At 60.5% G+C, this 22,800-nt stretch carries 23 protein-coding genes and 1 riboswitch; of the genes, 22 read left to right on the top strand and 1 reads right to left on the bottom strand.

Annotation, left to right across the window (positions count from 1 at the left end):
- From HMPREF7545_RS10430 to hypE, 21 genes are all read left to right on the top strand, one after another.
- On the top strand, positions 1-942 hold a 942-nt coding region (locus HMPREF7545_RS10430), incomplete at its 5' end, for a DHH family phosphoesterase (RefSeq protein ID WP_006695299.1).
- Positions 914-1,360, top strand: coding sequence for a 50S ribosomal protein L9 (rplI, locus tag HMPREF7545_RS08380; protein ID WP_006695300.1), 447 nt, complete (start codon positions 914-916; stop codon positions 1,358-1,360). The genes HMPREF7545_RS10430 and rplI, both read left to right, overlap by 29 nt.
- A gap of 122 nt (positions 1,361-1,482) precedes the next feature.
- The gene (locus HMPREF7545_RS08385; RefSeq protein ID WP_006695301.1) at positions 1,483-3,585 is read left to right on the top strand and encodes a S16 family serine protease; all 2,103 of its coding nucleotides are present in this window, start codon (positions 1,483-1,485) and stop codon (positions 3,583-3,585) included.
- A 39-nt stretch (positions 3,586-3,624) separates the two neighbouring features.
- Entirely contained in the window at positions 3,625-4,947 is a 1,323-nt protein-coding gene (dnaB, locus tag HMPREF7545_RS08390) for a replicative DNA helicase (protein WP_006695302.1), read from the top strand.
- Between the two features lie 150 nt (positions 4,948-5,097).
- A complete protein-coding gene (pfkA, locus tag HMPREF7545_RS08395; protein WP_037372476.1) occupies positions 5,098-6,060 on the top strand; it encodes a 6-phosphofructokinase in 963 nt (320 codons plus the stop codon).
- Between the two features lie 62 nt (positions 6,061-6,122).
- Entirely contained in the window at positions 6,123-6,887 is a 765-nt protein-coding gene (locus HMPREF7545_RS08400) for a ParA family protein (RefSeq protein WP_006695304.1), read from the top strand.
- Complete coding sequence (locus HMPREF7545_RS08405; protein ID WP_006695305.1) at positions 6,874-7,890, top strand: ParB/RepB/Spo0J family partition protein; 1,017 nt, start codon at positions 6,874-6,876, stop codon at positions 7,888-7,890. Before HMPREF7545_RS08400 ends, HMPREF7545_RS08405 begins: the two co-directional genes overlap by 14 nt.
- A 40-nt stretch (positions 7,891-7,930) precedes the next feature.
- The gene (locus HMPREF7545_RS08410; RefSeq protein WP_006695306.1) at positions 7,931-8,452 is read left to right on the top strand and encodes a DUF4446 family protein; all 522 of its coding nucleotides are present in this window, start codon (positions 7,931-7,933) and stop codon (positions 8,450-8,452) included.
- A 97-nt stretch (positions 8,453-8,549) separates the two neighbouring features.
- Positions 8,550-9,473: a M23 family metallopeptidase gene (locus HMPREF7545_RS08415; protein WP_006695307.1), complete on the top strand. Its 924-nt coding sequence runs from the start codon at positions 8,550-8,552 to the stop codon at positions 9,471-9,473.
- 16 nt (positions 9,474-9,489) lie between these two features.
- Entirely contained in the window at positions 9,490-10,302 is an 813-nt protein-coding gene (locus HMPREF7545_RS08420) for a hypothetical protein (protein WP_006695308.1), read from the top strand.
- A 101-nt stretch (positions 10,303-10,403) separates the two neighbouring features.
- Positions 10,404-10,570, top strand: a riboswitch (molybdenum cofactor riboswitch).
- A 265-nt stretch (positions 10,571-10,835) separates the two neighbouring features.
- Positions 10,836-11,924, top strand: coding sequence for a hydrogenase small subunit (locus HMPREF7545_RS08425; RefSeq protein WP_006695310.1), 1,089 nt, complete (start codon positions 10,836-10,838; stop codon positions 11,922-11,924).
- A complete protein-coding gene (locus HMPREF7545_RS08430; protein WP_006695311.1) occupies positions 11,921-13,834 on the top strand; it encodes a nickel-dependent hydrogenase large subunit in 1,914 nt (637 codons plus the stop codon). The genes HMPREF7545_RS08425 and HMPREF7545_RS08430 overlap by 4 nt, the downstream gene beginning before the upstream one ends.
- A gap of 12 nt (positions 13,835-13,846) precedes the next feature.
- A complete protein-coding gene (gene cybH, locus HMPREF7545_RS08435; RefSeq protein ID WP_006695312.1) occupies positions 13,847-14,530 on the top strand; it encodes a Ni/Fe-hydrogenase, b-type cytochrome subunit in 684 nt (227 codons plus the stop codon).
- Between the two features lie 225 nt (positions 14,531-14,755).
- On the top strand, positions 14,756-14,998 hold the full coding sequence (locus HMPREF7545_RS08440) for a heavy-metal-associated domain-containing protein (RefSeq protein ID WP_006695313.1): 243 nt from the start codon (positions 14,756-14,758) through the stop codon (positions 14,996-14,998).
- Positions 14,999-15,000: 2 nt separating this feature from the next.
- On the top strand, positions 15,001-15,339 hold the full coding sequence (locus HMPREF7545_RS08445; RefSeq protein ID WP_006695314.1) for a hydrogenase maturation nickel metallochaperone HypA/HybF: 339 nt from the start codon (positions 15,001-15,003) through the stop codon (positions 15,337-15,339).
- A gap of 4 nt (positions 15,340-15,343) precedes the next feature.
- On the top strand, positions 15,344-16,018 hold the full coding sequence (hypB, locus tag HMPREF7545_RS08450) for a hydrogenase nickel incorporation protein HypB (RefSeq protein ID WP_040571343.1): 675 nt from the start codon (positions 15,344-15,346) through the stop codon (positions 16,016-16,018).
- Positions 16,015-16,548: a HyaD/HybD family hydrogenase maturation endopeptidase gene (locus tag HMPREF7545_RS08455; protein ID WP_006695316.1), complete on the top strand. Its 534-nt coding sequence runs from the start codon at positions 16,015-16,017 to the stop codon at positions 16,546-16,548. Before hypB ends, HMPREF7545_RS08455 begins: the two co-directional genes overlap by 4 nt.
- A 2-nt stretch (positions 16,549-16,550) precedes the next feature.
- Positions 16,551-18,893 (top strand): carbamoyltransferase HypF, encoded by a 2,343-nt coding sequence (hypF, locus tag HMPREF7545_RS08460; protein ID WP_006695317.1) that lies wholly within the window; start codon positions 16,551-16,553, stop codon positions 18,891-18,893.
- Between the two features lie 79 nt (positions 18,894-18,972).
- On the top strand, positions 18,973-19,212 hold the full coding sequence (locus HMPREF7545_RS08465; RefSeq protein ID WP_006696444.1) for a HypC/HybG/HupF family hydrogenase formation chaperone: 240 nt from the start codon (positions 18,973-18,975) through the stop codon (positions 19,210-19,212).
- Entirely contained in the window at positions 19,209-20,318 is a 1,110-nt protein-coding gene (gene hypD / locus HMPREF7545_RS08470) for a hydrogenase formation protein HypD (protein ID WP_006695319.1), read from the top strand. Before HMPREF7545_RS08465 ends, hypD begins: the two co-directional genes overlap by 4 nt.
- The gene (gene hypE / locus HMPREF7545_RS08475) at positions 20,308-21,315 is read left to right on the top strand and encodes a hydrogenase expression/formation protein HypE (RefSeq protein WP_006695320.1); all 1,008 of its coding nucleotides are present in this window, start codon (positions 20,308-20,310) and stop codon (positions 21,313-21,315) included. The genes hypD and hypE overlap by 11 nt, the downstream gene beginning before the upstream one ends.
- A 143-nt stretch (positions 21,316-21,458) precedes the next feature.
- Here the strand turns inward: hypE and HMPREF7545_RS10255 are convergent, their stop codons facing one another.
- Positions 21,459-21,623: a hypothetical protein gene (locus HMPREF7545_RS10255; RefSeq protein ID WP_006696441.1), complete on the bottom strand. Its 165-nt coding sequence runs from the start codon at positions 21,621-21,623 to the stop codon at positions 21,459-21,461.
- Between the two features lie 237 nt (positions 21,624-21,860).
- Between HMPREF7545_RS10255 and HMPREF7545_RS08485 the strand changes: the two genes are divergently transcribed.
- The gene (locus tag HMPREF7545_RS08485) at positions 21,861-22,754 is read left to right on the top strand and encodes a LysR family transcriptional regulator (RefSeq protein ID WP_006695322.1); all 894 of its coding nucleotides are present in this window, start codon (positions 21,861-21,863) and stop codon (positions 22,752-22,754) included.
- Positions 22,755-22,800 lie beyond the last annotated feature (46 nt).

Consider the following 22,800-nt stretch of genomic DNA (forward strand, 5'->3'; position numbering starts at 1 on the left):
TATGACTGCTTCGGCGCGGCGATGGGCGTGGCATGCATGGCGCGCGCGCTCGGGAAACGTGTGCACATTGTGCTCAGTGACATGAACGAGGGAATTGACCGCATTGTGGATATGGTGCAGAAGGATGAGGGGTATGAGGACCTCTTCGTCCGCGCCGGCGATGTTGCCGGCGTCTCCCCTTCGGCGCTCCTGGTCGTGGTGGATGCGCATATCCCCCACATCCTTGCCGATCCCACCCTCCTTGAGCGCATTCCGAAGATCGTCGTGATTGATCATCATCGCCGCAGCGAGAATTTCGTCAAGAATCCTCTGCTGGTCTACATCGAGACGTCGTCGAGCTCGGCGAGCGAGCTGGTGACGGAGCTCCTGATGTATTTCGGCGAGAACGTCCGCCCGACGCGCCTCGATGCGACGGCACTCTACTCGGGCGTTGTTGTGGATACAAAGAATTTCAACGTCGGTGCGGGTGTCCGCACCTTTGACGCGGCGGCATACCTCCGGCGCGCCGGGGCGGACCCCGTGCTCGTACGGGCGCTGTTTCAGAGCGACTACGAGACCACGGTGGCGCTCGCACGTGCCAAGGCGAATGCGGAGTTCTTCCCCGGCGGACTGATCGTGGGCAGTATTCCGGAGCGCCTGCAGAATGGACAGATCATCGCTGCACAGGCGGCGGACGGCATGCTGCGCGTGGACGGCGTGCGCATGAGCATCTACGTCTTCCAGATGGCCGGAGACATGGTGGGCATCAGTGCACGCTCGACAGGGGAAATGAATGTTCAAGTGATTATGGAGGCGTTCGGCGGCGGCGGGCACGCCAATGTTGCGGGCGCGCAGGTCAAAGGCGTTCCGCTCAGCGCGGTGCGCGCACGGGTCGTCGAACGGGCCAGAGCCTATATAGAGGAGAGTGACCAGAGTGAAGGTAATACTGCAGACGGACATTAAGAATATCGGGAAAAAGGGCGAGATCGTAGAGGTTGCGGATGGCTACGGACGCAATTTCCTCCTGCCGAAGAAGCTGGCCCTTCCTGCAAGCAGCGAGAATGTAAATGTCGCGAAGGCACAGGCGGGCGCGAAGGCACGCAAGGATGCCATGGCCATGGATGAGGCAAAACTCATGGCCGCCCAGCTCGAGAAGGTCGAGGTAGAGATCCCCGTGCGCATCGGCGAGAACGGACGCCTCTTCGGTGCGGTAACGGGCAAGGACGTTGCCGCGGCGCTGAAGAAGAAGAACATCGACGTGGACCGCCGCAAGATCACAATCCGCGGCGAGGTTACGGGCGAGGGCCTCTATGAGGCAATCGTAAAGGTTCACCCGAACATCTCCACAACGATCAAGGTTCACGTACAAAAGGAATCGTAAGGAGAATCTGCCTCCCCTCCCCTATTCCTTCGGCACGGGAGATGATCACGGTCTTATTCATTTACATATAAGTACGGGCTGATGAGGATCCTTTCATCAGCCCCTTGTCAAAAGGAAGGTTTATGTCATTTTTTAAGGATTTATTCGGAGGGAACAGCGAGCAAAAGAGTGTGCCGCCGACACTCTCCGCGGAAGCGCGCATCGATACGGAGATCGCCGCGATCTTTCGCATGCTCGCAGACACAATGGGAACGGAGCGCCTTGTCATCCAAGCGGGCAAGATGAACGCGATGGCACTGATGCGTTCGGATGACCGCCGTGAACGGGTGCTTGCCCTCATGCGTATTCTGGAGGAGGACCCGCTGCTCTCTCCTCCGCCGTCCGAGGCAGAGCTGCCTGAAATCATCGCGCGTATGACGGAGCAGGTCGCGGGAATCCTTGCACGGCGCGATCTTGAGGACCGTATCGAGCGCAAGGTCAATGAGAAGCTCGAGAAGGATCATGAGGAATATGTGGAGGATATTCGCCGACAGGTGATATCGGAGGAGAACCCCGGCGCAGAGTCGCCGCATGACAAAAAGAAGCGCGAGGAACTCGAAGCACTGGAGAACATCCATCTCACGCAGTCGGTGATGGAGCTCCTGCGTCCGCAGAATTTCGATGAGATCGTCGGACAGGAACGTGCCGTGCGCTCGCTCATGGCGAAGCTCTCCTCCCCCTATCCGCAGCATCTTCTGCTCTATGGACCGCCGGGCGTCGGCAAGACGACGGCTGCGCGTCTCGTGCTCGAGGCGGCAAAGCGCCGCGCCGTTTCTCCCTTTGGAGAGGACGCACCGTTCGTCGAGACGGATGGGACAACCCTGCGCTGGGATCCGCGCGATATGACGAATCCCCTGCTCGGCTCCGTGCACGATCCGATCTATCAGGGCGCCCAGAAGAACCTCGCAGACAGCGGTGTACCGGAACCAAAACCGGGACTCGTGACGGATGCGCACGGGGGGATCCTCTTCATCGACGAGATCGGTGAGATGGATGAGATGCTCCAGAACAAACTGCTCAAGGTGCTCGAAGATAAGCGCGCCTATTTTGAGTCGGCATACTATGATCCCGATGACAAGCGCGTCCCCCCCTATATTCGAAAACTCTTCGAGGAAGGGGCTCCCGCGGACTTCGTGCTGATCGGTGCGACAACGCGCGAACCCGATCATGTCAACCCGGCGCTGCGGTCGCGCTGCGCGGAGATCTACTTTGAGCCGCTGACCCCCGCGCATATTCTTACGATCGTCGAGAATGCAGCCGAGCGTCTGAACGTCACTCTTGCGCCGGGCGCCGCCGAACTGATCAGTGCGTATACGATTGAGGGACGCAAGGCGATCAATATCCTTGCAGATGCGTACAGCCTCGCGCTGAATCGGTTCGAGGAGGAAGAGATCAAGCGTATTGTTTCACGTGAAACAATCTCGGAGAACGCGGCGGATGATGACATGGGAACCGAGACGGAATTTCTCGGCGAAGTCCCCCACCGCGATCATGTACAGAATGTTTCACGTGAAACAAAAACACCGCCGCTCGAGGTGACAAGAGCTGATATCTATGAGGTCGCACAGGTGAGCCGCCTCCATCAATTCGGCCGAAAGAAGGCCTCCGATACACCTGCTGTCGGCAGAGTGTTCGGGCTCGGCGTCGCTGGATTCCTCGGCTCCATCATCGAGATCGAGGCCGTCTCCTTCCCTGCAGCGGAGAAAGGCAAGGGTACCGTGCGCTTCAATGAGACGGCGGGCAGTATGGCAAAGGACTCCGTGTTCAATGCTGCTTCGGTCATGCGCCAACTGACAGGCCGGGATATCCACGACTACGATATTCATGTCAACGTCATCGGTGGGGGGAATATTGACGGCCCCAGCGCCGGTACAGCCATCCTTGCCGCAATTGTGAGCGCCGTTACCGGCTCTGCGATCCGGCAGGATACAGCGGTGACGGGAGAGATCTCTCTGCAGGGGGAGATCAAGCCGGTCGGCGGTGTCTTTGAGAAGGCATACGGCGCGCGGCAGGCGGGCATCTCGACCCTGATTATCCCGTGGGAGAACAAGAAGGACCTCCCGGAGGATCATCTCGGGCTTACGATTCATCGCCTTAAAACGGCAGAAGAAGCGTTTAATCTGCTCTTTGCCGATGAGAAGTGGAAGCAGCGGCCTGAGCCCCCTGCGGACAGCGTGCAGAGATGAGCGGTGCCTCTGATGATTTTGTTGTGAAAGGAGAATCCTATGGCAGAAGGACGCGTCCCGCCGCAGAATATTGAGGCGGAGCAGTCTGTGCTCGGCGCAATGATGCTGAAACAGACGGCGGTTACGCAGGCATTGGAGCTCCTGCGCGCGGATGAGTTTTACCGCCAAGCCCATCGCCTCGTGTTTGAGACGATGGAGGGACTTGTGCACGCCGGCGAGCCGGTGGATATTGTCACCGTAACCGAATCTCTTAGGAAGAGCGGCATGCTCGAACAGGTGGGCGGGATCTCTTTTCTCGCGAATTTGTCAAATACTGTGCCGAGTACGGCAAATCTCGCGCACTATGCAAAGATCGTAAAGGAGAAGGCGATCCTGCGTGCGCTCATCGACGTGAGTACAGAGATTGCCGGTGCGGCGTATAATGAGAGTGAGGATGTTGCCGAGCAGCTTGACGATGCCGAGAACAAGATCCTCGCGATCGCAGGCGGACAGACGACCGGTGCCTTCATTCCGGCGAAGGAAGTCGTCTTTGCCGCCGTGGAGCGCGTCAGCGAACTTGCAAAGGCAAAGGGGGGGATTACGGGGCTTTCCACGGGCCTTGCGACACTTGACAACGTGACGCGGGGGCTCCAGAAATCCGACCTCATTATCGTCGCTGCGCGCCCCGCAATGGGAAAGACTGCATTCGTCCTCAATCTCGCGACGCATGTGGCCCTGCAGGGCGGGACCGTCGCGTTCTTTTCCCTCGAGATGCCCCGTGAACAGTTGATGCACCGCATCTTCTGCGCTGAGGGGCAGATCGACGCGACCCGCCTGGCGCGCGGCGAGCTGGATGACGAAGAGTGGGACCGCCTGGTCAAGGTGGCGGACCGCATGATGAAGACGAAGCTCTACTTCGACGATACGAGCAGTACGACGGTGCTTGATATCCGCACGCGTGCGCGGCGGCTCAAGGCAGAGCATGGCCTCGACCTCATTGCCGTTGATTACCTCCAGCTGATTCAGGCACCGGGGCGTGCGGAGAACCGCACGCTTGCCGTGGCGGAGATGACACGCTCACTGAAAGTGCTCGCCCGCGAGCTGAATGTGCCGATTGTCGTCCTTTCGCAGCTTTCGCGTGCAACAGAAGGCCGCTCCGACAAGCGCCCTCTGCTCTCTGACCTGCGCGAATCCGGCTCCATCGAGCAGGATGCCGACATCGTCATGTTCCTCTATCGCGAGGACTATTACAATCAGGATACGGAGAATGCAAACATCACGGAGCTCAGCATTGCGAAGCATCGCAACGGTGCGACCGATACAGTGAAGATGTTCTTTCAAAAAGAATATACGCGTTTCCGTGATCTTGCGCGCGAGCAATGAATTGTTTCACGTGAAACATTTATTGTTCGGGTTCTTGAAATCCCCTCAAAAAAAAGAGGGGATTTTTTTTGTCATTTGTGCTATGATGGAGGAAATATGGGGGCGCATGTGATTCGTGTGCGTTTAGAAGCGGGCAGGGGAGGAAGCGTTGTGTTAAAGAGTATCGCAGTCATGACGAGCGGGGGTGACAGCCCGGGAATGAATGCTGCGGCGCGTGCGGTTGCGCGTACGGCGCTCTATGAAGGCGTTCATGTATGGGGAATCAACGACGGCTACCACGGCCTGCTCGAAGAGGATATGCGCGAACTGCAGTCGATGGATGTGGGGGATATCATCCAGCGCGGCGGAACCTTTCTCGGGACGGCGCGCTGCAAGCGCTGGCAGACACCGGAGGGACGCCGTCTCGGCCATGAGAACCTCGTGAAGCGCGGCATCGAAGGTCTCTGCGTGATCGGCGGTGACGGGTCTCTGCGCGGAGCACAGCTGCTGTCGGAGGAGTACGGCTTTCCCATCATCGGCCTGCCGGGAACAATTGACAACGACGTCTGGGGAATGGACTATACCATCGGCTGCGATACGGCGGCGAATACCATCATTGATGCGATCAACAAACTGCGCGACACCGCGTCGGCACACCGCCGCGTGATCGTGCTCGAGGTGATGGGGCGCAGCTGCGGGTGGCTGGCACTCGTCTCAGGCATTTCGGGCGGGGCGGAGTACATTCTCGTTCCCGAGGAAAAGTTCGATCTGGAGGAGATTACAAGCAGCCTCGCGGCCGCATATGAGCGCGGCAAACGCTATATCCTCATTGTCGTTGCCGAGGGGGCGGCAAAGGGACAGGATGTCTGTGACTACATCGCAAAGCATACAGATATTGAGACGCGCGTCTCCGTGCTCGGTCATATCCAGCGCGGCGGAGCGCCGACGGTCATCGACCGCGTACGCGCCAGTCAGCTCGGCGAGCAGGCGGCACTTGCTCTCATCTCAGGCATCTCGGGCGTTGTGCTCGGATACAGCAAGGGCCACGTCGTCTCGGTCAACCTTTATGATGCCGTGAATAATAAGAAGAAACTGGACCCCGAGTACCTGCATCTGGCGAAGGTGCTGTCGTAAAAGTGCTGTGCGCCGGATTATGGGTGCGATGAGAGGCATACTCCAGGAGAAAGGATGATCCCGTGGCAAAGATCATTGCGATTGCCAGCCAAAAGGGCGGCGTCGGCAAGACGACGACGGCCGTCAACCTCGCTGCTGCCGTCGCGCGTGCAAAGCGTCGTGTCCTCCTCGTTGACATTGACCCGCAGGGGAATGCGACGAGCGGATTCGGCCTCGATAAAAACATGCTTATGTCCACGACTTATCGTGTGCTGATCGAGGGACAGAGCCTCCGGGAGTCGATTGTTCCCTCGGATTATGATGTGGATGTCCTGCCGGCCAATGTCGAGCTGGCAGGGGCTGAGGTGGAGCTCGCCGGGATGGAGCGCCGGGAGACGCGCCTGCGGGATGCGCTCACGGAGGCGGAGCGCGCCTATGACTACATCTTTATCGACTGTCCTCCATCGCTCGGCTTCCTGACGCTGAATGCGTTGACGGCGGCAGATGCTGTTCTCATCCCCATTCAATGTGAGTTTTACGCCCTCGAGGGGGTCGCACAGCTGATGAATACGATCGGCCTCGTGCAGGAGAGCGCAAATCCGGGGCTTCGGATTCAGGGCGTCGTTATGACCATGTACGACGGCCGAACCCGCATTGCAACGCAGGTGGTGGAGGAAGTGCGCTCTGTCTTTGGCACCGCACTCTATGATACGTTGATCCCACGCAATGTACGGCTCTCTGAGGCACCCTCGTTCGGGCAGCCGATCACCTCCTACGACATCACGTCGCGCGGGGCCGAGACGTATATTGCACTGGCGAAGGAGGTGATGAAGCGTGAAGAAAACTAAAACAGGCGGACTCGGACGCGGCCTTGGCGCGCTTGGACTTGGAAAGAACGCGCTCACAGGAAAGAAAGAGGCGCCCGCCTCAGGGCGTGCGGCAGCATCGGCGGGGACTCCCCCCGCCATGCAGACAGGGACGCCGGCCGAACTCGGCGTAAACGCGATCCGCCCCAACCGTTTTCAGCCGCGGCATGAATTCGACGAAGCGGCGCTTGAGGAACTGCGCGAATCCATCGCGCAGCACGGCATCCTCCAGCCCCTTTCCGTACGCGACATCGGCGGCGGGAAATACGAACTGATCGCCGGAGAACGCCGCCTGCGCGCAGCAAAACTCGCGGGGCTCAAAACCGTACCCGTCATCTTTCGCGCGGCAACGGATGCGGAGATGGCGGAGATGGCGCTCATCGAGAACCTCCAGCGCGAGGATCTCAACCCCATTGAGGAGGCGCGCGCCTATGAGCGCCTCCTGACAGAGTTCAAGCTCTCGCAGGAACAGCTTGCACGGCGTGTTGCCCGCAGCCGCTCGGCCGTTGCGAACAGCGTTCGCCTCCTGCGCCTCGCAAAGGAAGTCCAGGCATTTATCGCCAACGGCGTTCTCGCGATGGGGCAGGCGCGCCCGCTCCTCGCGCTCCAGACGGCGGCCCTTCAGCGCGAAGCGGCAGAGTATATCCAGGAGCATGAACTCTCGGCACGCGGTGCAGAGGCACTTGTGAAGCGGCTCGTAAAGGACCCGAAGGCCCTCAAGAAGGCCGCACAGACGCAGAAAAAGACGCGTACGCCGGCGGACATTTTTGTGCGGGAGGCAGAGGAACGCCTCACACACAGCCTTGGGACGAAAGTCCGTATTCAAGCGGGGCGTGAGCAGGGGAAGGGGCGGTTGGAGATCAGCTATTTCTCCGCAGAAGACCTCGAACGCCTGATCGAACTCCTTTCTGCAGTGGACGGTGCTGCGAAGGAGGATAAACGCGCTGCGCTGCGCGCATTCTCCGCGCAGAAGTTTACTGTGTAAATCGGACCCGCGCGATAATAGGGAAGAAGGGAAGAAAGAATTGTTTCTGAACAATCTCGTAAACGATATTGCGGCACATGAGACGATACTCTTGTTTGCCTCGATGCTGCTGATCCTGCTTTTATTGATTCTGGTTGTCTATCTGATGATCCGCGTCAGCATGATGAGCAGCCGTTACCGGGCAATGATGCGCGGATCCGAGGCCAATGACCTCGAGGGAATGCTGATTCAGCATATCAAGGAGGTCGAGAGGATTGCGGCGACGAATGCGCGCATCCTGGAGGAAAACGAGCTGATACGTCAGTTCATCCGCGGCTCGCTCGTGCGTGTTGCCGCCGTTCGGTTCCGCGCGTTCGAGGATATGGGCGGCGACCTCAGCTACGCGGTGGCCATGCTCAATGCGAACAACGACGGCATTATTTTCTCGAGTATCTTTGCCCGCGCGGATTCGCGCAGCTATATCAAGCCCATCAAGAACGGCGCGTCGGACTATCCGCTCACGGATGAGGAAAAGGGCGTGCTGAAGGAAGCCATGGCGCAGCCGCTTCCGATTCAATACTGACAAAAGCAAAGAAAACCTGCTGAGTCTCAGCAGGTTTTCATTTTGTTCCGCTAGGATAGGGGGATGGAAAAAATCAGGATAGAATAAGGAGAACGCATTGAACGAGGAACAGAATCTACGATACAGTATTCAGCTAATTGACAGCGAGGCGGATGTCACGCGTACCGTGCGGCTTTCTCTGCGCGGACTGCGGATGATTGCGTTCGGCGCCGGAGCAGCGGTTGCCGTGCTCACCGGCGCCGCTGTTCTCTCTGTCTACACGCTCATGCACTCCTATCTGCACGAGTCGGAGACCGCGCAGCTGCGCGAGGCAAACCGCATCCAGCAGGAGCAGATCCTCCAGGTCTCGAAAAAAGCCTCCGCACTGCAGCAGGATCTGGACAGTCTGCGCCGCTCGGAGGACGGACTGCGTGCTCTCGTGGGCGCGCCTCCCGCAGAAGCCGACGAGGAGGATGCTGCGAAGGAGGGGACGGAGGCCCCGACGGGCGGCGCGCCGCATGCGCTCACAACGGATCAGGTGGATGAGGCGCTTGCGATGATCGAGAGCCGCCTCACCACGCGCCGGAGCTCTCTTGATCTCCTTGCACAGGAGATGTACCGGAATTTTCCGGGAGCGGGCAGTTTTCTCTCAGAGAGTGCGCCCGTCACTACTCCGACGGGCTGGCCCACACAGGGGTATATCAGCTCGCCCTATGGGCTGCGGTTTAACGGGACAGAGTTCCATCAGGGCATCGACATCGCGGCTGACACGGGAACGCCGATCATTGCGACGGCAGACGGCGTCGTGACAACGGCAGGCTGGACGAGTTCGGGGTACGGCAATATGGTTGATATCGACCATGGAGGCGGCATCATGACGCGCTACGGTCATGCCTCCGCCGTCGCCGTCACTGCGGGCCAGCAGGTGCGCCGCGGTCAGATCATCGCCTACGTCGGCTCGACGGGCTATTCCACGGGGCCGCATCTGCACTATGAGGTGCGTGTCGGCGGCCAGCCGGTCAACCCCGCGTCGTATTTATAAAAGGAAAGGATATGCTATGAAATCCATCATCTTCCTGCTCGCTGCAGGGATCTTTATCCTGCCGGCATACGGCGAGACCGCGCCGGAGAAGGATATCCATGCCGTCATGGTGGCAGAGGAGGGCCATGGGCACTCCGCAGCAAAGGCTGCCCCGGCGAAGAAAAAATCGGATGCAGCACCCGCCGAGAAGAAAGAATCCGCGCTCGAGGAGGAAATGGATGACCTCGGCGATGAATCCGTCGATGAGCATGATGAAAACGGAAAGATCATTCCCCTGCCGTATGAGGGCACGGAGGAGAATGGCGCCGCGCCGGAAAAATCCAAAGAGGAGGGAGCGCCCCCGGCAGAGAAGGAAAAGGACGCCGGCACAGCGGTGCCTCTTTCCGTCGATCCGCGCAGCAGCAGTTATGATGCGGGAGCGCACGGCGACCTGACGGCGATCGACCCGATCACGCTGAAGGACGGCGACTGGGTTTTCATTGAGGGCGATGAACGGCGCGGCTGGTTTTTCGACCGCAGCATGATGGCAAAGAATACGGACGGCAGCATTGCCTACTGGCAGCTCATCCTCTACAATGATCTCGGCAAGGCGCAGTTTGCCGAGGCGATGCACGACACGGACTATGAGAAGCTCGGCTATACACTCCAACGCCGCGTACTCAGTCCGAAGGAGAATACGATCCGTACCTACGAGATACTCGCCTACGATGAAGAGAATCAGAAGCTCACCAGCGGCAACCGTGACGGCCACGCGGCCGAGATCCGCCCGAACACGATGGCGGAGAAGGAACGCGATGCCGTGAAAAAGGCGGCGCGTCACCTAAAATAAAAAATCTCTATGGTGAGAATAATTATCGGATATTGACAAAAGAATATAACCCTGTTAGAATTAATTTATAATTAAATATAAGGGAAAAGATGCATTCAGCATTTGTTCCGCGTTTCCGAGCAAAAATATCTAAGGACGACGGATATGCCGCCTGTAGCCTATGATATTGCGTCTGCACTGCGGAGACGAAATCTCCGAGATGTGCACCGGGTTCATGCAGAAATGTCTGGGCCTTCCCGTATTGAAAAGGAAGCGGCAGAATTGCTACTGTCACAGGGGGACCTGTGTTTTTCCGGTGTTCTGTGCACGATCTGAGCGGAGTACAGTACAGCAGGGGCTGTCTGTCGTACCACGAGTACGGGAGACAGCTCCTTTTTGCGCTGTGAAAGGGAAGGGAAAATAAATGGAAGCGTAAATGAAATGATTTATTTTTCGTTCAATGAGCTGTATAATAAAAGAAAGTTATGGGCATGTGTATTTTCTTTTATTAAAATGCCCGATTGGACATTTGTGTATTTGTTAGGAGGGGTCATGTGAGTAAGAGGGAGAGCCTGTGGGAGGCTTATCTTGCAAAGGGAATGAGCCGCCGCAGCTTCTTAAAGGGCTGCGTGACGCTCACGTCGCTCATGGGACTGAGCACGGAGATGCTGACGAAGGTCGTCGAGGCTGCCGAGGCGAAACCGCTGCCGGTTGTCATCTGGCTGCACGGGCATGAGTGCACGGGCTGTGACGAGTCGTTCATTCGATCGGGTGCACCGCTCGCATCGGATCTCGTGCTGAACAGCATTGCGCTCGAGTACAGTCATGTTCTCAGCGCGGGCTGCGGCGAGCCGTTCGAGGAACATCTTGAAGCAACGGTCAAAAAGTACTACGGCGAGTATATCCTCGCCGTCGAGGGCGCGGTTGCCTCGGGCGAGCACGAGTACACCTGCATGTCGGGCGGGCATTCGTTCGCCCATACGCTGCGGCACGTCGCCGAGGGGGCAAAGGCCGTCATTGCCTACGGGACGTGTGCAACGGCGGGCGGCATTCAGGCGGCTGCGCCGAATCCGACGGAATCCAAGGGCATCCGCTCCTATATCGGCGCAAAGCCCTACATTGCCGTGCCGGGCTGCCCGCCGATCCCCGAGGTCATGACGGGCGTGGTCATGCACGTTGCCCTGTTCGGTACGCTGCCGCCGCTTGACGGCGAAGGGCGCCCGCGTCAGTTCTACGGCAACCGTATTCACGACACCTGCTACCGCCGGCCGTTCTTCGATGCGGGCATGTTTGCCGACCGCTTCGACGATGCGGGGGCGAAGGCCGGCTGGTGCCTCTACCATCTCGGCTGCCGCGGACCGGAGACCTACAATTCCTGCGGCAATCTGCGCTGGTATCAGGGCATGTCCTATCCGATCCAGTCGGGTGCACCGTGCATCGGCTGCAGCAATGCGAACTTCTGGGATCAGGCGCCGTTCTCGAAGCGCCTGCCCGAGTACAACGGCATCGACGTCGATATGGTCGGTGCGGGGCTTGCCGTGGCGACCGCGGTCGGTGTTGCGGCGCATGCGGGAGCGAGCCTCGTGCAGAAGAAGCAGCACGAAAAGCAGCTGGAAAAAGAGGGAAAGCAGGTGCATGAATGAAACACGTTGTTGTAGACCCGATCACCCGCATTGAGGGACATCTGCGCGTTGAAATTCAGGTCGATGAGGCGACGGGCAAGGTCGAGGACGCCATCTCCTCCGGAACGGCCTGGCGCGGTCTCGAGCTCGTCATGAACGATCGTGACCCGCGCGATGCGTGGGCATATATTCAGCGTATCTGCGGCGTGTGCACATCCTCCCATGCGCTCGGCTGCCTGCGCGCCGTCGAGGATGCGTTCGGCATCACGATCCCAAAGAACGCGCATTACATCCGCAACATCATCGCGGCGTGCCTCGGACATCAGGACCACATCATCCATTTCTATCATCTGCATGCGCTCGACTGGGTCAGTCCGCTCGAGGCGCTGAAAGCCGATCCTGCGGCAACGGCAGCGCTGCAGAACACGGTGCTCAGCACCTACCGCCTGCCGTTCCACGGACCCGCAGGACTCGATACGGAGGCGTATCCGCACGATGTGCCCGTCTCCAATCCAGAGTACTATGCGGCGATCAAGGCGAAGATCCAAAAGATCGTGGAGAGCGGACAGCTCGGCATTTTCTCTGCGCAGTGGTGGGATCATCCGGACTACCGGATGCTGCCGCCCGAGGTGCACCTCATGGCAATCTCGCACTACCTCGAGATGCTCGATAAGCAGAAAGATCTTGTTGTACCGCACGTTGTCTTCGGCGGCAAGAATCCCCATCCGCACTACGTGCTCGGCGGCATGCCCTGCTCCATCTCGATGGAGGACGGCAACGCGCCGATCAATACGGCACGCCTTGCGATCGTGGATCGTTCGATCAACCAGGCGCGCCATATGATGAACGACTACTATCTGCCGGATGTCCTCGCCATCGGCCATCTCTATGTGAAAAACGGCTATGTCTCCGGCGGCGGTCTTGCCAAGGAGCGTGTGCTCGGCTTCGGCATGTTCCCCGAGGAACCGTTCAGCGGAACCTCGAACGGCGACTTCTTCAGCACGCTGCTCGTGCGCTGCAACGGCGTCGTCGAGAACTTTGCCGGCGGCGTCATGCAGGCGAAGGTCTATGACTTCAAGATGGAGGATCTCAATGATCCTGAGGGCATCAGCGAGAGCGTCGAGCATGCATGGTACGAGTACCCGGGCCAGGAGAATGCCTCGCTGCATCCGTGGGAGGGCGTGACGAAGCCCCACTACACGGAGCCGAAGGAGGGCACGAAGACCGAATGGAAGGCGCTCAACGAGCAGGGCAAGTACTCCTGGCTCAAGACGCCGAAATGGCGCGGCAAGCTCTGTGAGGTCGGTCCGCTCGCGCGCTACATCGTTCTCTACACGAAGGCGAAGCAGGGACTCCTCGGCGAACTCACCTGGGCAGAGAAGATCATCGTCGATCAGATCGACGCCGTGACGAATGTGCTCGGCGTTCCGGTCGAGGCATGGCTGCCCTCGACGGTCGGCCGCACGGCGGCGCGTGCACTTGAGGCGCAGCTGCAGGCGGAGCTCGGCAAGTACTTCTTCGACAAGCTCGTCGCGAACATCAAGAGCGGCGACACGCGCGTCGTGAACAATGACAAGTGGGATCCCTCGACCTGGCCGAAGGAGGCAAAGGGCGTCGGCCTCTACGAGGCACCGCGCGGCGCGCTCAGCCACTGGGTCGTGATCAAGGACGGCAAGATTGCCAACTACCAGGCGGTCGTTCCGACGACGTGGAATGCCTGCCCGCGCGATGACAAAGCGGGACAGGGTGCCTATGAGAAGTCGATGATGGATACGCCGGTGAAGATCGCCGACAAGCCGCTCGAGATCGTGAAGGCAATCCGCTCGTTCGATCCGTGCATGGCCTGCTCGACGCATCTCTTCAATGCAAAGGGGGAGAAGATCCGCGTCGTTACGACGGATCCCTACGCAGGCGTGCGTGTGGACGAATAGGGGGCGATCCGCATGAAAAAAGAACAGCGGCAGGAATACTACCTCTTCAGCCCCTTTCTGCGCATCTTTCACTGGCTGATGGCCGCCTCGATCGTCGTCCTCTTCATCACGGGCTTCCTTATTACGAAGCCGCCCGTGATTCTCGGCTCTGAGCCGACCAACTCGGCGCTGCTGATGAACCTTGTGCGCAACATCCACTTCATTGCGGCGTTTGCGTTCTGCGCGGGCTTCATCGGGCGTGTGTACGGCTTCATCATCAACCGCGGCGACCGGCTGTTTCCGCATTTCTGGAAGCCGCAGTACTACCGCGATATGATGGATGTGGCGCTGCACTACATGCTGATCAAGCCGAGCCATGCACCTTTCCTGCGGAACCCGCTGGCACGTGCCTCATATGCGGGACTCTACGTCCTCGTGGCGATTGAGGTGCTGACAGGATTTGCCATGTACTATATGACAGAGCCGTCGGCGATCGGCGGGGTCATGTTCGGCTGGGTGAACCGCCTCCTCGGCAACGAGTTCACGACGCATTTTGTCCATCACTATGCGGCATGGGCGATCATCCTCTTTGCGATCGGGCACTTCTATATGGTTGTGCGCGCTGAGTTCATGGAGGGCGAGGCCGAGGTCTCGAGCATGTTCGCGGGTAGCAAGCTGCTGCGGCATACGCCTGTGGATGCGAAGGACGTGGAGTAAAGGGCATCTTTTGTACTCGACTGCGCATATCCCGCGAACACCTCGCTTGCAGGCGTTCGTGCGCTTGTACGCTGAAATATCGGCGAATTTCTAAACGCCCTTCGGTTGAACGACGAAATCCGCCGGGGCGTACCGCGCACTTTTCCCGCTTGCGCCGCTAGGGTTCGCTCTTGGATGATGCGCAGGCAGTAGCAGTACGCTGCTGAATCAATAAAGGAGAAAACTATGTGTAAGGATTGCGGCTGCGGTCTCGCGGAGAGCACCACACATCTGCAGTTTTTTGTCAAGGGCTACACTGAGGAGAATGCCGCAGCGGTAGAGAAGGCGCTGCTGGGGCTGCCCGGCGTCCTCTACGTGCACATTCACACGCACGACGGCGAGACGACGGTGGACTATGATCCGGCAAAGACGAAGCTGACGGAACTCGTCGGCACGTTCGCTGCGCACGGACTTTCGGCGGAGCTCTGAGCATGCACGAGATGGCGATTGCCGAGGGCATCTTGGAGATCGCGCTCGACTATGCACAGAAGAATGATGCAGCACGTATCGAGCGCATCGGCCTCCTGCTCGGCGAACTGTCGGGCGTGGAGACCGATGCGCTTTCGCTGTGTTTTTCCTCCCTCGTGCAGGGGACGCCTGCGGAGCACGCGGCGCTCACATGGGAGCGCGTGCCTCTCATGGGACGCTGCCACGACTGCGGCAGAGAACTGCGGATACGGCCGCAGGACTATCTCTGCCCGGACTGCGGCGGAGGGATGGAGATCATCGGCGGACGCGAGATGCGTGTGGATTTTATAGAGATGGAATAGGATGATGAAGGTAGTTGTCAAGGCGGATATACTCGGCCGCAACGATGCGGCGGCTGCGGAGAATGCGGCGTTTTTTGCCCGCCGCGGAATCTATGCGCTGAACCTCCTCGGCTCGCCCGGCGCGGGCAAGACCTCACTCCTCGAGCAGACCCTTGCGGAGCTCGGAACGGATCTGCGCATTGCGGTGATCGAGGGAGACCTCTTTACGACGAAGGACGCCGCCCGCATTGAGCGCTGCGGCGCGCAGGTCGTGCAGATCAATACGAGCGGCGGCTGCCATCTCGATGCGGCGATGGTCGCGGCGGCGCTGGAGAAAATTGACCTCACGGCGCTCGATCTCATTGTGATCGAGAACGTCGGCAACCTCGTCTGCCCTGCGGAATTTGCGCTTGGCGAGGATGCAAAGGCCGTGGTGCTGAGCATCACGGAGGGCGACGATAAGCCGCTGAAGTACCCGCTGATCTTCAAGGAATCGGCGGCGGCCCTCTTAAATAAGGTGGACATTCTGCCCTATACGAATTTTGATATGGCGTCGGCGTGTGCGGATATCAGGGCACTGCATCCGGGAATTGCCGTCCTGCCGGTCTCGTGCCGGACGGGAGAGGGGCTCTCGGCGTGGTATGCGTGGCTGCGGGCGCAGGCGGCGGCAAAGAAGGCGGCGCAGGAGGAATCGCGATGAATATGGATCAGGACCAGCTGGTTCCGGTCGCGCCCGTGACGGTGCTCGGCATCGGCAACATCATCCTGCGGGATGAGGGGTTCGGCGTGCGTGCGGTAGAGTATCTGGAGGAACACTATCGTTTTTCGTCCGATGTCCGCCTGCTTGACGGCGGAACGCTCGGCCCGGAGCTGCTGCATTTCCTCACGGGGACGGAAAAGCTGCTCATCCTCGATGCGGTGTCGGGCGACGGTGCGCCCGGTACGGTCTACCGCTTTGAAAACGATGCCGTGATGGCACATTTTCAGGAGAAGGTGTCCTCGCATGAGATCGGGATTCAGGATGTGCTTGCGTGGCTGACGGTGACGGACCGCCCGATTCCGAACGTTGTGGTGCTCGGGATGCAGCCGTATGAGCTGACGGCAGGCCTCACGCTCACTACGGAGATGGCAGCGGCGCTGCCCGGATTCGCACAGCGCGCGGTGGAAGAACTCACGCGCTGGGGGGAAATCCCCGCCGTGCGCCGTCCGCAGAGTGCACAGGGCATCTGATCGTGGCATGCGATGCGTTTCCTGCGGATATACAGCGGTGCGCCCGCCAGCGGCGCGCCTTTCGCGTCTCGGGGATTGTGCAGGGGGTGGGGTTCCGCCCCTTTGTCTACCGTCTCGCCGTGCGTCTCAGCCTCGGCGGATGGGTGCTGAACGACAGCGCCGGCGTCGGGATCGAGGCAGAGGGCACGCCGGCGGCGCTTGATTCCTTTGGAGAGGCGCTGCGCACGCAGGCGCCGCTTGCGGCTGCGGTCACGGCGGTGACGTATACGGAGACGGCGATTCTCGGCGAGGTGTTGTTCCGTATTCTGCCGAGCCCTGCGGGGGAGCCGGCACGAACGCTTGTCTCGCCCGATCTCGCCGTCTGTGCGGACTGCCGGCGCGAGATTTTGTCCGAAACGGATCGGCGGCAGGGCTATGCCTTTACAAATTGTACGAACTGCGGTCCGCGGTACTCGATCATTCGCGGTGTGCCCTATGACCGCCCGCTGACCTCGATGGCGGCCTTTCACATGTGTCCTGCGTGCCAGCACGAATATGACGATCCTGCGGATCGCCGTTTCCACGCGCAGCCGAATGCATGCGCTGCCTGCGGACCCTCCTATCAGCTGCTGGCGGAGGGCGCGGCGGCGGACGGCAACCCTTTGGAAAAGGCGCGGGAAATTATCGCGGCGGGTGGAATCGTTGCGATCAAGGGCATCGGCGGCTACCATCTCGCGTGCGACGCGCGCAGCGACGAGGCGGTCACACGCCTGCGCCGCCGCAAGCGGCGTGAGGCGAAGGCGCTCGCCGTGATGGCGGGTGCGCTTGAGACGGTGCGCAGACTGTGCGCTGTCTCGGAGGAGGAGGAACGCTGGCTTGCCTCGCCTGCTGCGCCGATTGTGCTGCTGCAGCGGCGGCCGGATGCGGAGGATGCGGTCGCCCCGAGCGTTGCCCCGGGGAACCCTTGTCTCGGCGTCATGCTTCCATACGCACCCATACACTTCCTCCTGCTCGCCCCGGACGATCTCTGGGTCATGACGAGTGCAAACCTCAGCGGCGAGCCGATTATCTATGACGATGCCGCCGCAGAGCAGGGACTCGCCGAGATTGCCGATGCGATCCTCATGCATAATCGGGAGATCGTGCATCGTGTGGATGATTCGGTTCTGCGCATGATGGCAGGCGGACGGCAGATTGTGCGCCGCAGCCGCGGCTTTGCGCCGACACCGCTTGCGCTCCCATTTGCCCCGCAGGCGTCCGTGCTCGCAGGCGGAGCAGAGCTGAAGAGTACGTTCTGCCTGACGCGCGGGAATGAGGCGTTCCTGAGCGAGCACATCGGCGATCTGACGCACAGAAGCGTGCTCGCCTCCTACGAGGAGACGATCGCGCACTATGAGCAGTTTTTTGAGACAAAACCGGAGCTGCTTGCCGCTGACCTGCATCCCGCCTACCTATCGGGACGTTGTCTCGCGGCGCGGGCAGAGCGCGAGGGGATTCCCCTTGTGCGAGTTCAGCACCATCATGCGCACATCGCGGCGGTGCTTGCCGAGCACGCATGTCATGAGCGCGTGCTTGGCGCAGCACTCGACGGGACGGGCTGGGGCGACGACGGAACGGCGTGGGGCGGGGAGTTCCTCGCGGCGGATATGGCGGGCTATGAGCGTCTCGCGCATTTTGCCTGTATTCCGCTCCCGGGCGGCGACCGCGCGGCGGAGGAGCCGTGGCGCCTGGCTCTCTGGGTGCTGTACGGCCTTCATGGCGAGCGGCTGGCGATGCATGCACCTGGCTTTGCGGCGCAGCTGCCCGCAGGCTGGCAGCTGCTGATGCAGGCAACGGCGGCCGGGGTCTCCGCGCCGCTCACGTCGAGTGCGGGGCGCCTCTTCGACGCGGCAGCGGCGCTGCTCGGCGTGTGCCTCGTCAACCGCTATGAGGGGCAGGCCGCAATCGAACTGGAGCTCCGCGCGCGCACGGCGCAGCGGGAGGGGCGTATCCTGCCCTATGTCCTGCGCGGTGCGCCGGGCGCGATGACGGCGGACTTCCTGCCGGTACTCAATGCCCTCGCGGACGGGGCGGAGCAGATCTCGGCAGAGGAGCGTGCGGGACGTGCGCTGGACTTCCATGTGACGATGGCAGCGGCCGTCGCCGAGGTGCTTGGCGTGCTCGCAGTGCACACAGGCCTGCGCACAGCCGCGCTCGCGGGCGGCGTGTTCCAGAATGCGCTTTTATTGGAGCAGGTACTTGCCCGCATCGGCGGGGACTATCGCGTTCTCCTGCCGCACCTCGCTCCGCCGAACGACGGCGGCATTGCGTACGGACAGGCGGCCGCGGCGCTCGCGCGGATGAAAAACGGCCGGGGTGTGTCTTGAAACACTGCGCCCGCAGGCGATGCGCGGTATAATGACAGAGAAAATACAATCGATGGGTTCAATGGGTTTAGGAGGATGTATGTGTTTAGCGGTTCCGGCGAAGGTCGTTGAAATAAAGGATCAGCTTGCCTCGGTAGAACTGAACGGCGTGCGCCGTGCGGCGAGCCTCATGCTGCTGCCCGAGGCAAAGCTGGGAGACTATGTGCTCGTGCACGCGGGCTTTGCGATGCAGATCGTCGATGCGGAAGAGGCGGAGCGTATCCATGCCCTGCGGGCGGAGATGCGCGGAGCCCCGCGCACGGTGGAGCAGATCCCATGAGCACGGCCGCCGAGATACAGGCCGTGACCGCCGAGGCAGTTGCGGATATGCGGCGCCTGCTCGTGCACCGCACGCGTCCTGTGCGGATTATGGAGGTCTGTGGGACGCATACGGTGGCGATCTTTCGTGCGGGGCTCCGGCAGATTCTCCCCGCCGAGATCGAGCTTGTCTCAGGCCCCGGCTGTCCTGTCTGCGTAACCGCCGACGACTACATCGACGCGGCGATTGCCTATGCGGGGATGGAGGATGTCATCATCACGACGTTCGGCGATATGCTGAAGGTCCCGGGGACGGACTCCAGTCTCGCTGAGGCGCAGGCGGCGGGCGCTGACGTGCGCATCGTCTACTCGCCGCTCGACGCGCTGACCGTTGCGGCGGAGAATCCCGCAAAGCAGGTGGTCTTCCTCGCGGTCGGCTTTGAGACGACTGCACCGACCGAGGCGGCGGCTGTGCTCGCGGCGGAGCGGCAGGGATGCGGAAACTTCTTCCTGCTGTCTGCGCAGAAGCTGGTCCCGCCCGTGATGCACACCCTGCTCGATGACGGGACGGCGGCGGTGGACGGATTTCTCCTGCCCGGACACGTTGCCGTCGTAACGGGGACGGGGCTCTTTGACTTCCTCGCGCGGGACTATCATGTGCCAGGCGTGGTCGGCGGGTTCCAGCCGCTCGAGATCCTGCGCGCGCTGCACATGATCGTCCGTCAGATCAGCCATGGCGAAGCGCGCATCGAAAATGCCTATGAGACGGTGGTGCGCCCGGAGGGAAATCCTGCGGCACTGGCAGCGATCGACCGCGTCTATGAACCGGCGGCAACGGCGTGGCGGGGGCTGGGCGTAATCCCGGCATCGGGGCTCTCGATGCGCGGGGAATATGCGCGTTTTGACTTTGCGCGCGTGCGTCCGCTCTCCATCGAGACACGCACCGAGGGGCGGCGCGGCTGCCGCTGCGGCGAGGTGCTGCGCGGGGCAATCGTACCGAAGGACTGCGCGCTCTTTGGCAGGGCGTGTGTGCCGGAGCATGCCGTCGGCCCCTGCATGGTATCGGTTGAGGGGACGTGCGCGGCCTGGTATAAATACGGCGGAGGGAGGTTCCGTTATGGAGCATGAGGTCATTACGCTCGCGCACGGTGCGGGCGGTCAGCTGAGCCATGCGCTCATGGAGGAAATCGTGCTGCCGGAGCTCGGCAACACCATCCTGAATGCTCTGCACGACGGCGCTGTTCTTCCGCCCACGGGGCGGGCGGCCTTTACAACGGATTCCTATGTTGTTCAGCCGCACTTCTTCCCCGGCGGGAGCATCGGCCGGCTCGCCATCTGCGGTACGGTCAACGATCTCGCGATGACGGGCGCGGTGCCGCGCTGGCTCTCGCTGGCCGTGATCCTCGAGGAAGGGCTGCCGATGGAGACCCTGCGCCGCGTCGTGCGCGACATCCGCACGGCGGCGGAGGAGGCAGGCGTCCTCATCGTGACGGGGGATACAAAGGTCGTGCCGCGCGGCTGCGGGGACGGCATCTATATCAATACGGCAGGCGTGGGCGAGATGATCGAGGGGGCTGACATTGCGCCGGCAAACATCAAGCCGGGCATGGACATCATCGTCTCGGGCACGCTCGGCGATCATGCGGCGACGGTCATGGCGGCGCGGCACAATCTGACGCTCCCGCCGGAGATCATGAGCGACTGTGCGCCGCTTAACCATATGACGGCGGCAATGCTCGCAGCGGCACCCTCCATTGCAGTGCTCCGCGATCCGACGCGCGGCGGCGCCGCGGCATCGCTGAACGAGCTGGCGGGGGCGGTGGGGGTCGGCATCCTGCTCGACGAGGAGCGAATCCCCGTGCGTCCTGCCGTGCAGGGCGTCTGTGAGCTGCTCGGGTTTGACCCGCTGACGCTCGCGAACGAGGGCAAGCTCATCGCGTTTACGCAGCCCGCAGATACGGAGCGTGTGCTCGACGTGATGCATGCGGACCCGCACGGCACGGAGGCCTGCGTCATCGGGCAGACGACGGCGGAGGCGCCCGGCGAGGTGGGGCTCAGAACCGCGCTCGGCGGCATCCGCGTGGTGGATATGCCGCTCGGCGAACTCGTTCCGCGGATTTGCTGAGCGGGCGGACGGCATCTGCCATGCGTATTCCCTTTGCGGCGATTTTACAATGCATCTGATCCGCATCCTTCTGCACACAAAAAAAGACGAGCGGTGGTCGTCCGCTCGTCTTTCAGAAGGAAGTTTTGCTCCGGAAACAAAATCTACTTTGTGAGATGCACGTCGGGGATTTCAACCTCGTGGTGCGTCTCGGGATCTACGTTTGCGTACACGCCCGGCTTCGTCTCGAACGCCTTCAGATTGTCCGCGTTCGCCTCGAGCATGTCCTCGACAAAGCGTTCCACTGCCTCTGCGAAATAGATCTTCATACGGTATTTCCCCTTCTCTTGACCGTCGTAGATTTTGTATGGACTCAATCTAACACGTTTTCCGATGAAATAAAAATATTTCTTTTCGATACACAATAGCTTTGGACTATTAAAACTTTTAATACGAAGTGTGACTTTTATACTATACGGATTGGCCTATATATAGTAAACTAATGAGCAATATAGGAAATATTGATTGGATGGCAGCCGCCCTGTGTGCGGAGGGGAGATGATCGGATGACGCTGGTTCAGATGCGGTATTTCTATGAGGTCTGTCAATGGCAGAACATCACGAAGGCGGCGGAGCACCTCCACGTCTCTCAGCCGACGGTGACCGTCGCCATGCAGGCGCTCGAGGCGGAGACGGGGCTGAACCTCTTCCACCGCGAAGGGCGCAAGATCACCGTTACGACGGACGGGGCGAAGCTCCTCGGCAAGATATCCTCCATCCTCACGGAGATCACGCGCCTTGACAATGAGATTCGCGATATGGCGCACCGCCATGCGAAGGTCCGCATTGCGATGCCCCTCCAGCTCGGCGTCGTCTTTTTGCCGCATATTTTGGGCGAGTTTCGCCGTGCACATCCGGAGATCGAGCTCGAGATCATCGAGACCGGCGGCGTGAGCGCCCTGCAGATGGTCGAGGAGGAAAAACTCGACCTTGCGCTGACGAATTACACTGCTGATTTCAGTGCACGGCTCAGCTATTCCAAACTCTTTGACTGCGAGTGCACCTTCGTTACGCGCCCCGATCATCCCTTTGCGCAGCGCCACAGCCTCAGCATCGCGGAACTGCAGGAGGAGCCCCTCGTCATGCTTGACAGCGGCTTTTTCGTCAACCGCCTCGTACAGGATGCCTATGGGCGTATCGGGGAGAAACCGAATGTCGTGCACTACTCGCCCTATCTGCATACGGTCAAGAACCTCGTGAATGCGGGCATCGGATCGACATTCCTCGCGCGCCCGTCGGTTCTTCCCGGGGACCATCTCGTACAGATTCCCCTCATCGACCCCATGTTCATCAACAGCGGTCTTGTTACCAAGAAGGGGCGTCAGACCTTCGACGATGTGCGGCTCGTCATGAGCTATCTGCGCCGGCTGACAAAGGAGCTCCTCGGCGGCGGGAAGTAAACAGCGCCGGATCATGCCGTATCCCCTGGTTTAGATCATTTGGGGG

The organism is Centipeda noxia ATCC 43541 (assembly GCF_000160555.1).
GTDB classification, from domain to species: domain Bacteria; phylum Bacillota; class Negativicutes; order Selenomonadales; family Selenomonadaceae; genus Centipeda; species Centipeda noxia.

What these genes read in the sequence shown, in the direction of transcription:
- HMPREF7545_RS08385 (WP_006695301.1), top strand. Translation starts at nt 1,483, where the DNA reads ATGTCATTTTTTAAGGATTTATTCGGAGGGAACAGCGAGCAAAAGAGT.
- dnaB (WP_006695302.1), top strand. Translation starts at nt 3,625, where the DNA reads ATGGCAGAAGGACGCGTCCCGCCGCAGAATATTGAGGCGGAGCAGTCT.
- HMPREF7545_RS08420 (WP_006695308.1), top strand. Translation starts at nt 9,490, where the DNA reads ATGAAATCCATCATCTTCCTGCTCGCTGCAGGGATCTTTATCCTGCCG.
- HMPREF7545_RS08430 (WP_006695311.1), top strand. Translation starts at nt 11,921, where the DNA reads ATGAAACACGTTGTTGTAGACCCGATCACCCGCATTGAGGGACATCTG.
- cybH (WP_006695312.1), top strand. Translation starts at nt 13,847, where the DNA reads ATGAAAAAAGAACAGCGGCAGGAATACTACCTCTTCAGCCCCTTTCTG.
- HMPREF7545_RS08440 (WP_006695313.1), top strand. Translation starts at nt 14,756, where the DNA reads ATGTGTAAGGATTGCGGCTGCGGTCTCGCGGAGAGCACCACACATCTG.
- HMPREF7545_RS08445 (WP_006695314.1), top strand. Translation starts at nt 15,001, where the DNA reads ATGCACGAGATGGCGATTGCCGAGGGCATCTTGGAGATCGCGCTCGAC.
- hypB (WP_040571343.1), top strand. Translation starts at nt 15,344, where the DNA reads ATGAAGGTAGTTGTCAAGGCGGATATACTCGGCCGCAACGATGCGGCG.
- HMPREF7545_RS08455 (WP_006695316.1), top strand. Translation starts at nt 16,015, where the DNA reads ATGAATATGGATCAGGACCAGCTGGTTCCGGTCGCGCCCGTGACGGTG.
- HMPREF7545_RS08465 (WP_006696444.1), top strand. Translation starts at nt 18,973, where the DNA reads ATGTGTTTAGCGGTTCCGGCGAAGGTCGTTGAAATAAAGGATCAGCTT.
- hypD (WP_006695319.1), top strand. Translation starts at nt 19,209, where the DNA reads ATGAGCACGGCCGCCGAGATACAGGCCGTGACCGCCGAGGCAGTTGCG.
- hypE (WP_006695320.1), top strand. Translation starts at nt 20,308, where the DNA reads ATGGAGCATGAGGTCATTACGCTCGCGCACGGTGCGGGCGGTCAGCTG.
- HMPREF7545_RS10255 (WP_006696441.1), bottom strand. Translation starts at nt 21,623, where the DNA reads ATGAAGATCTATTTCGCAGAGGCAGTGGAACGCTTTGTCGAGGACATG.
- HMPREF7545_RS08485 (WP_006695322.1), top strand. Translation starts at nt 21,861, where the DNA reads ATGACGCTGGTTCAGATGCGGTATTTCTATGAGGTCTGTCAATGGCAG.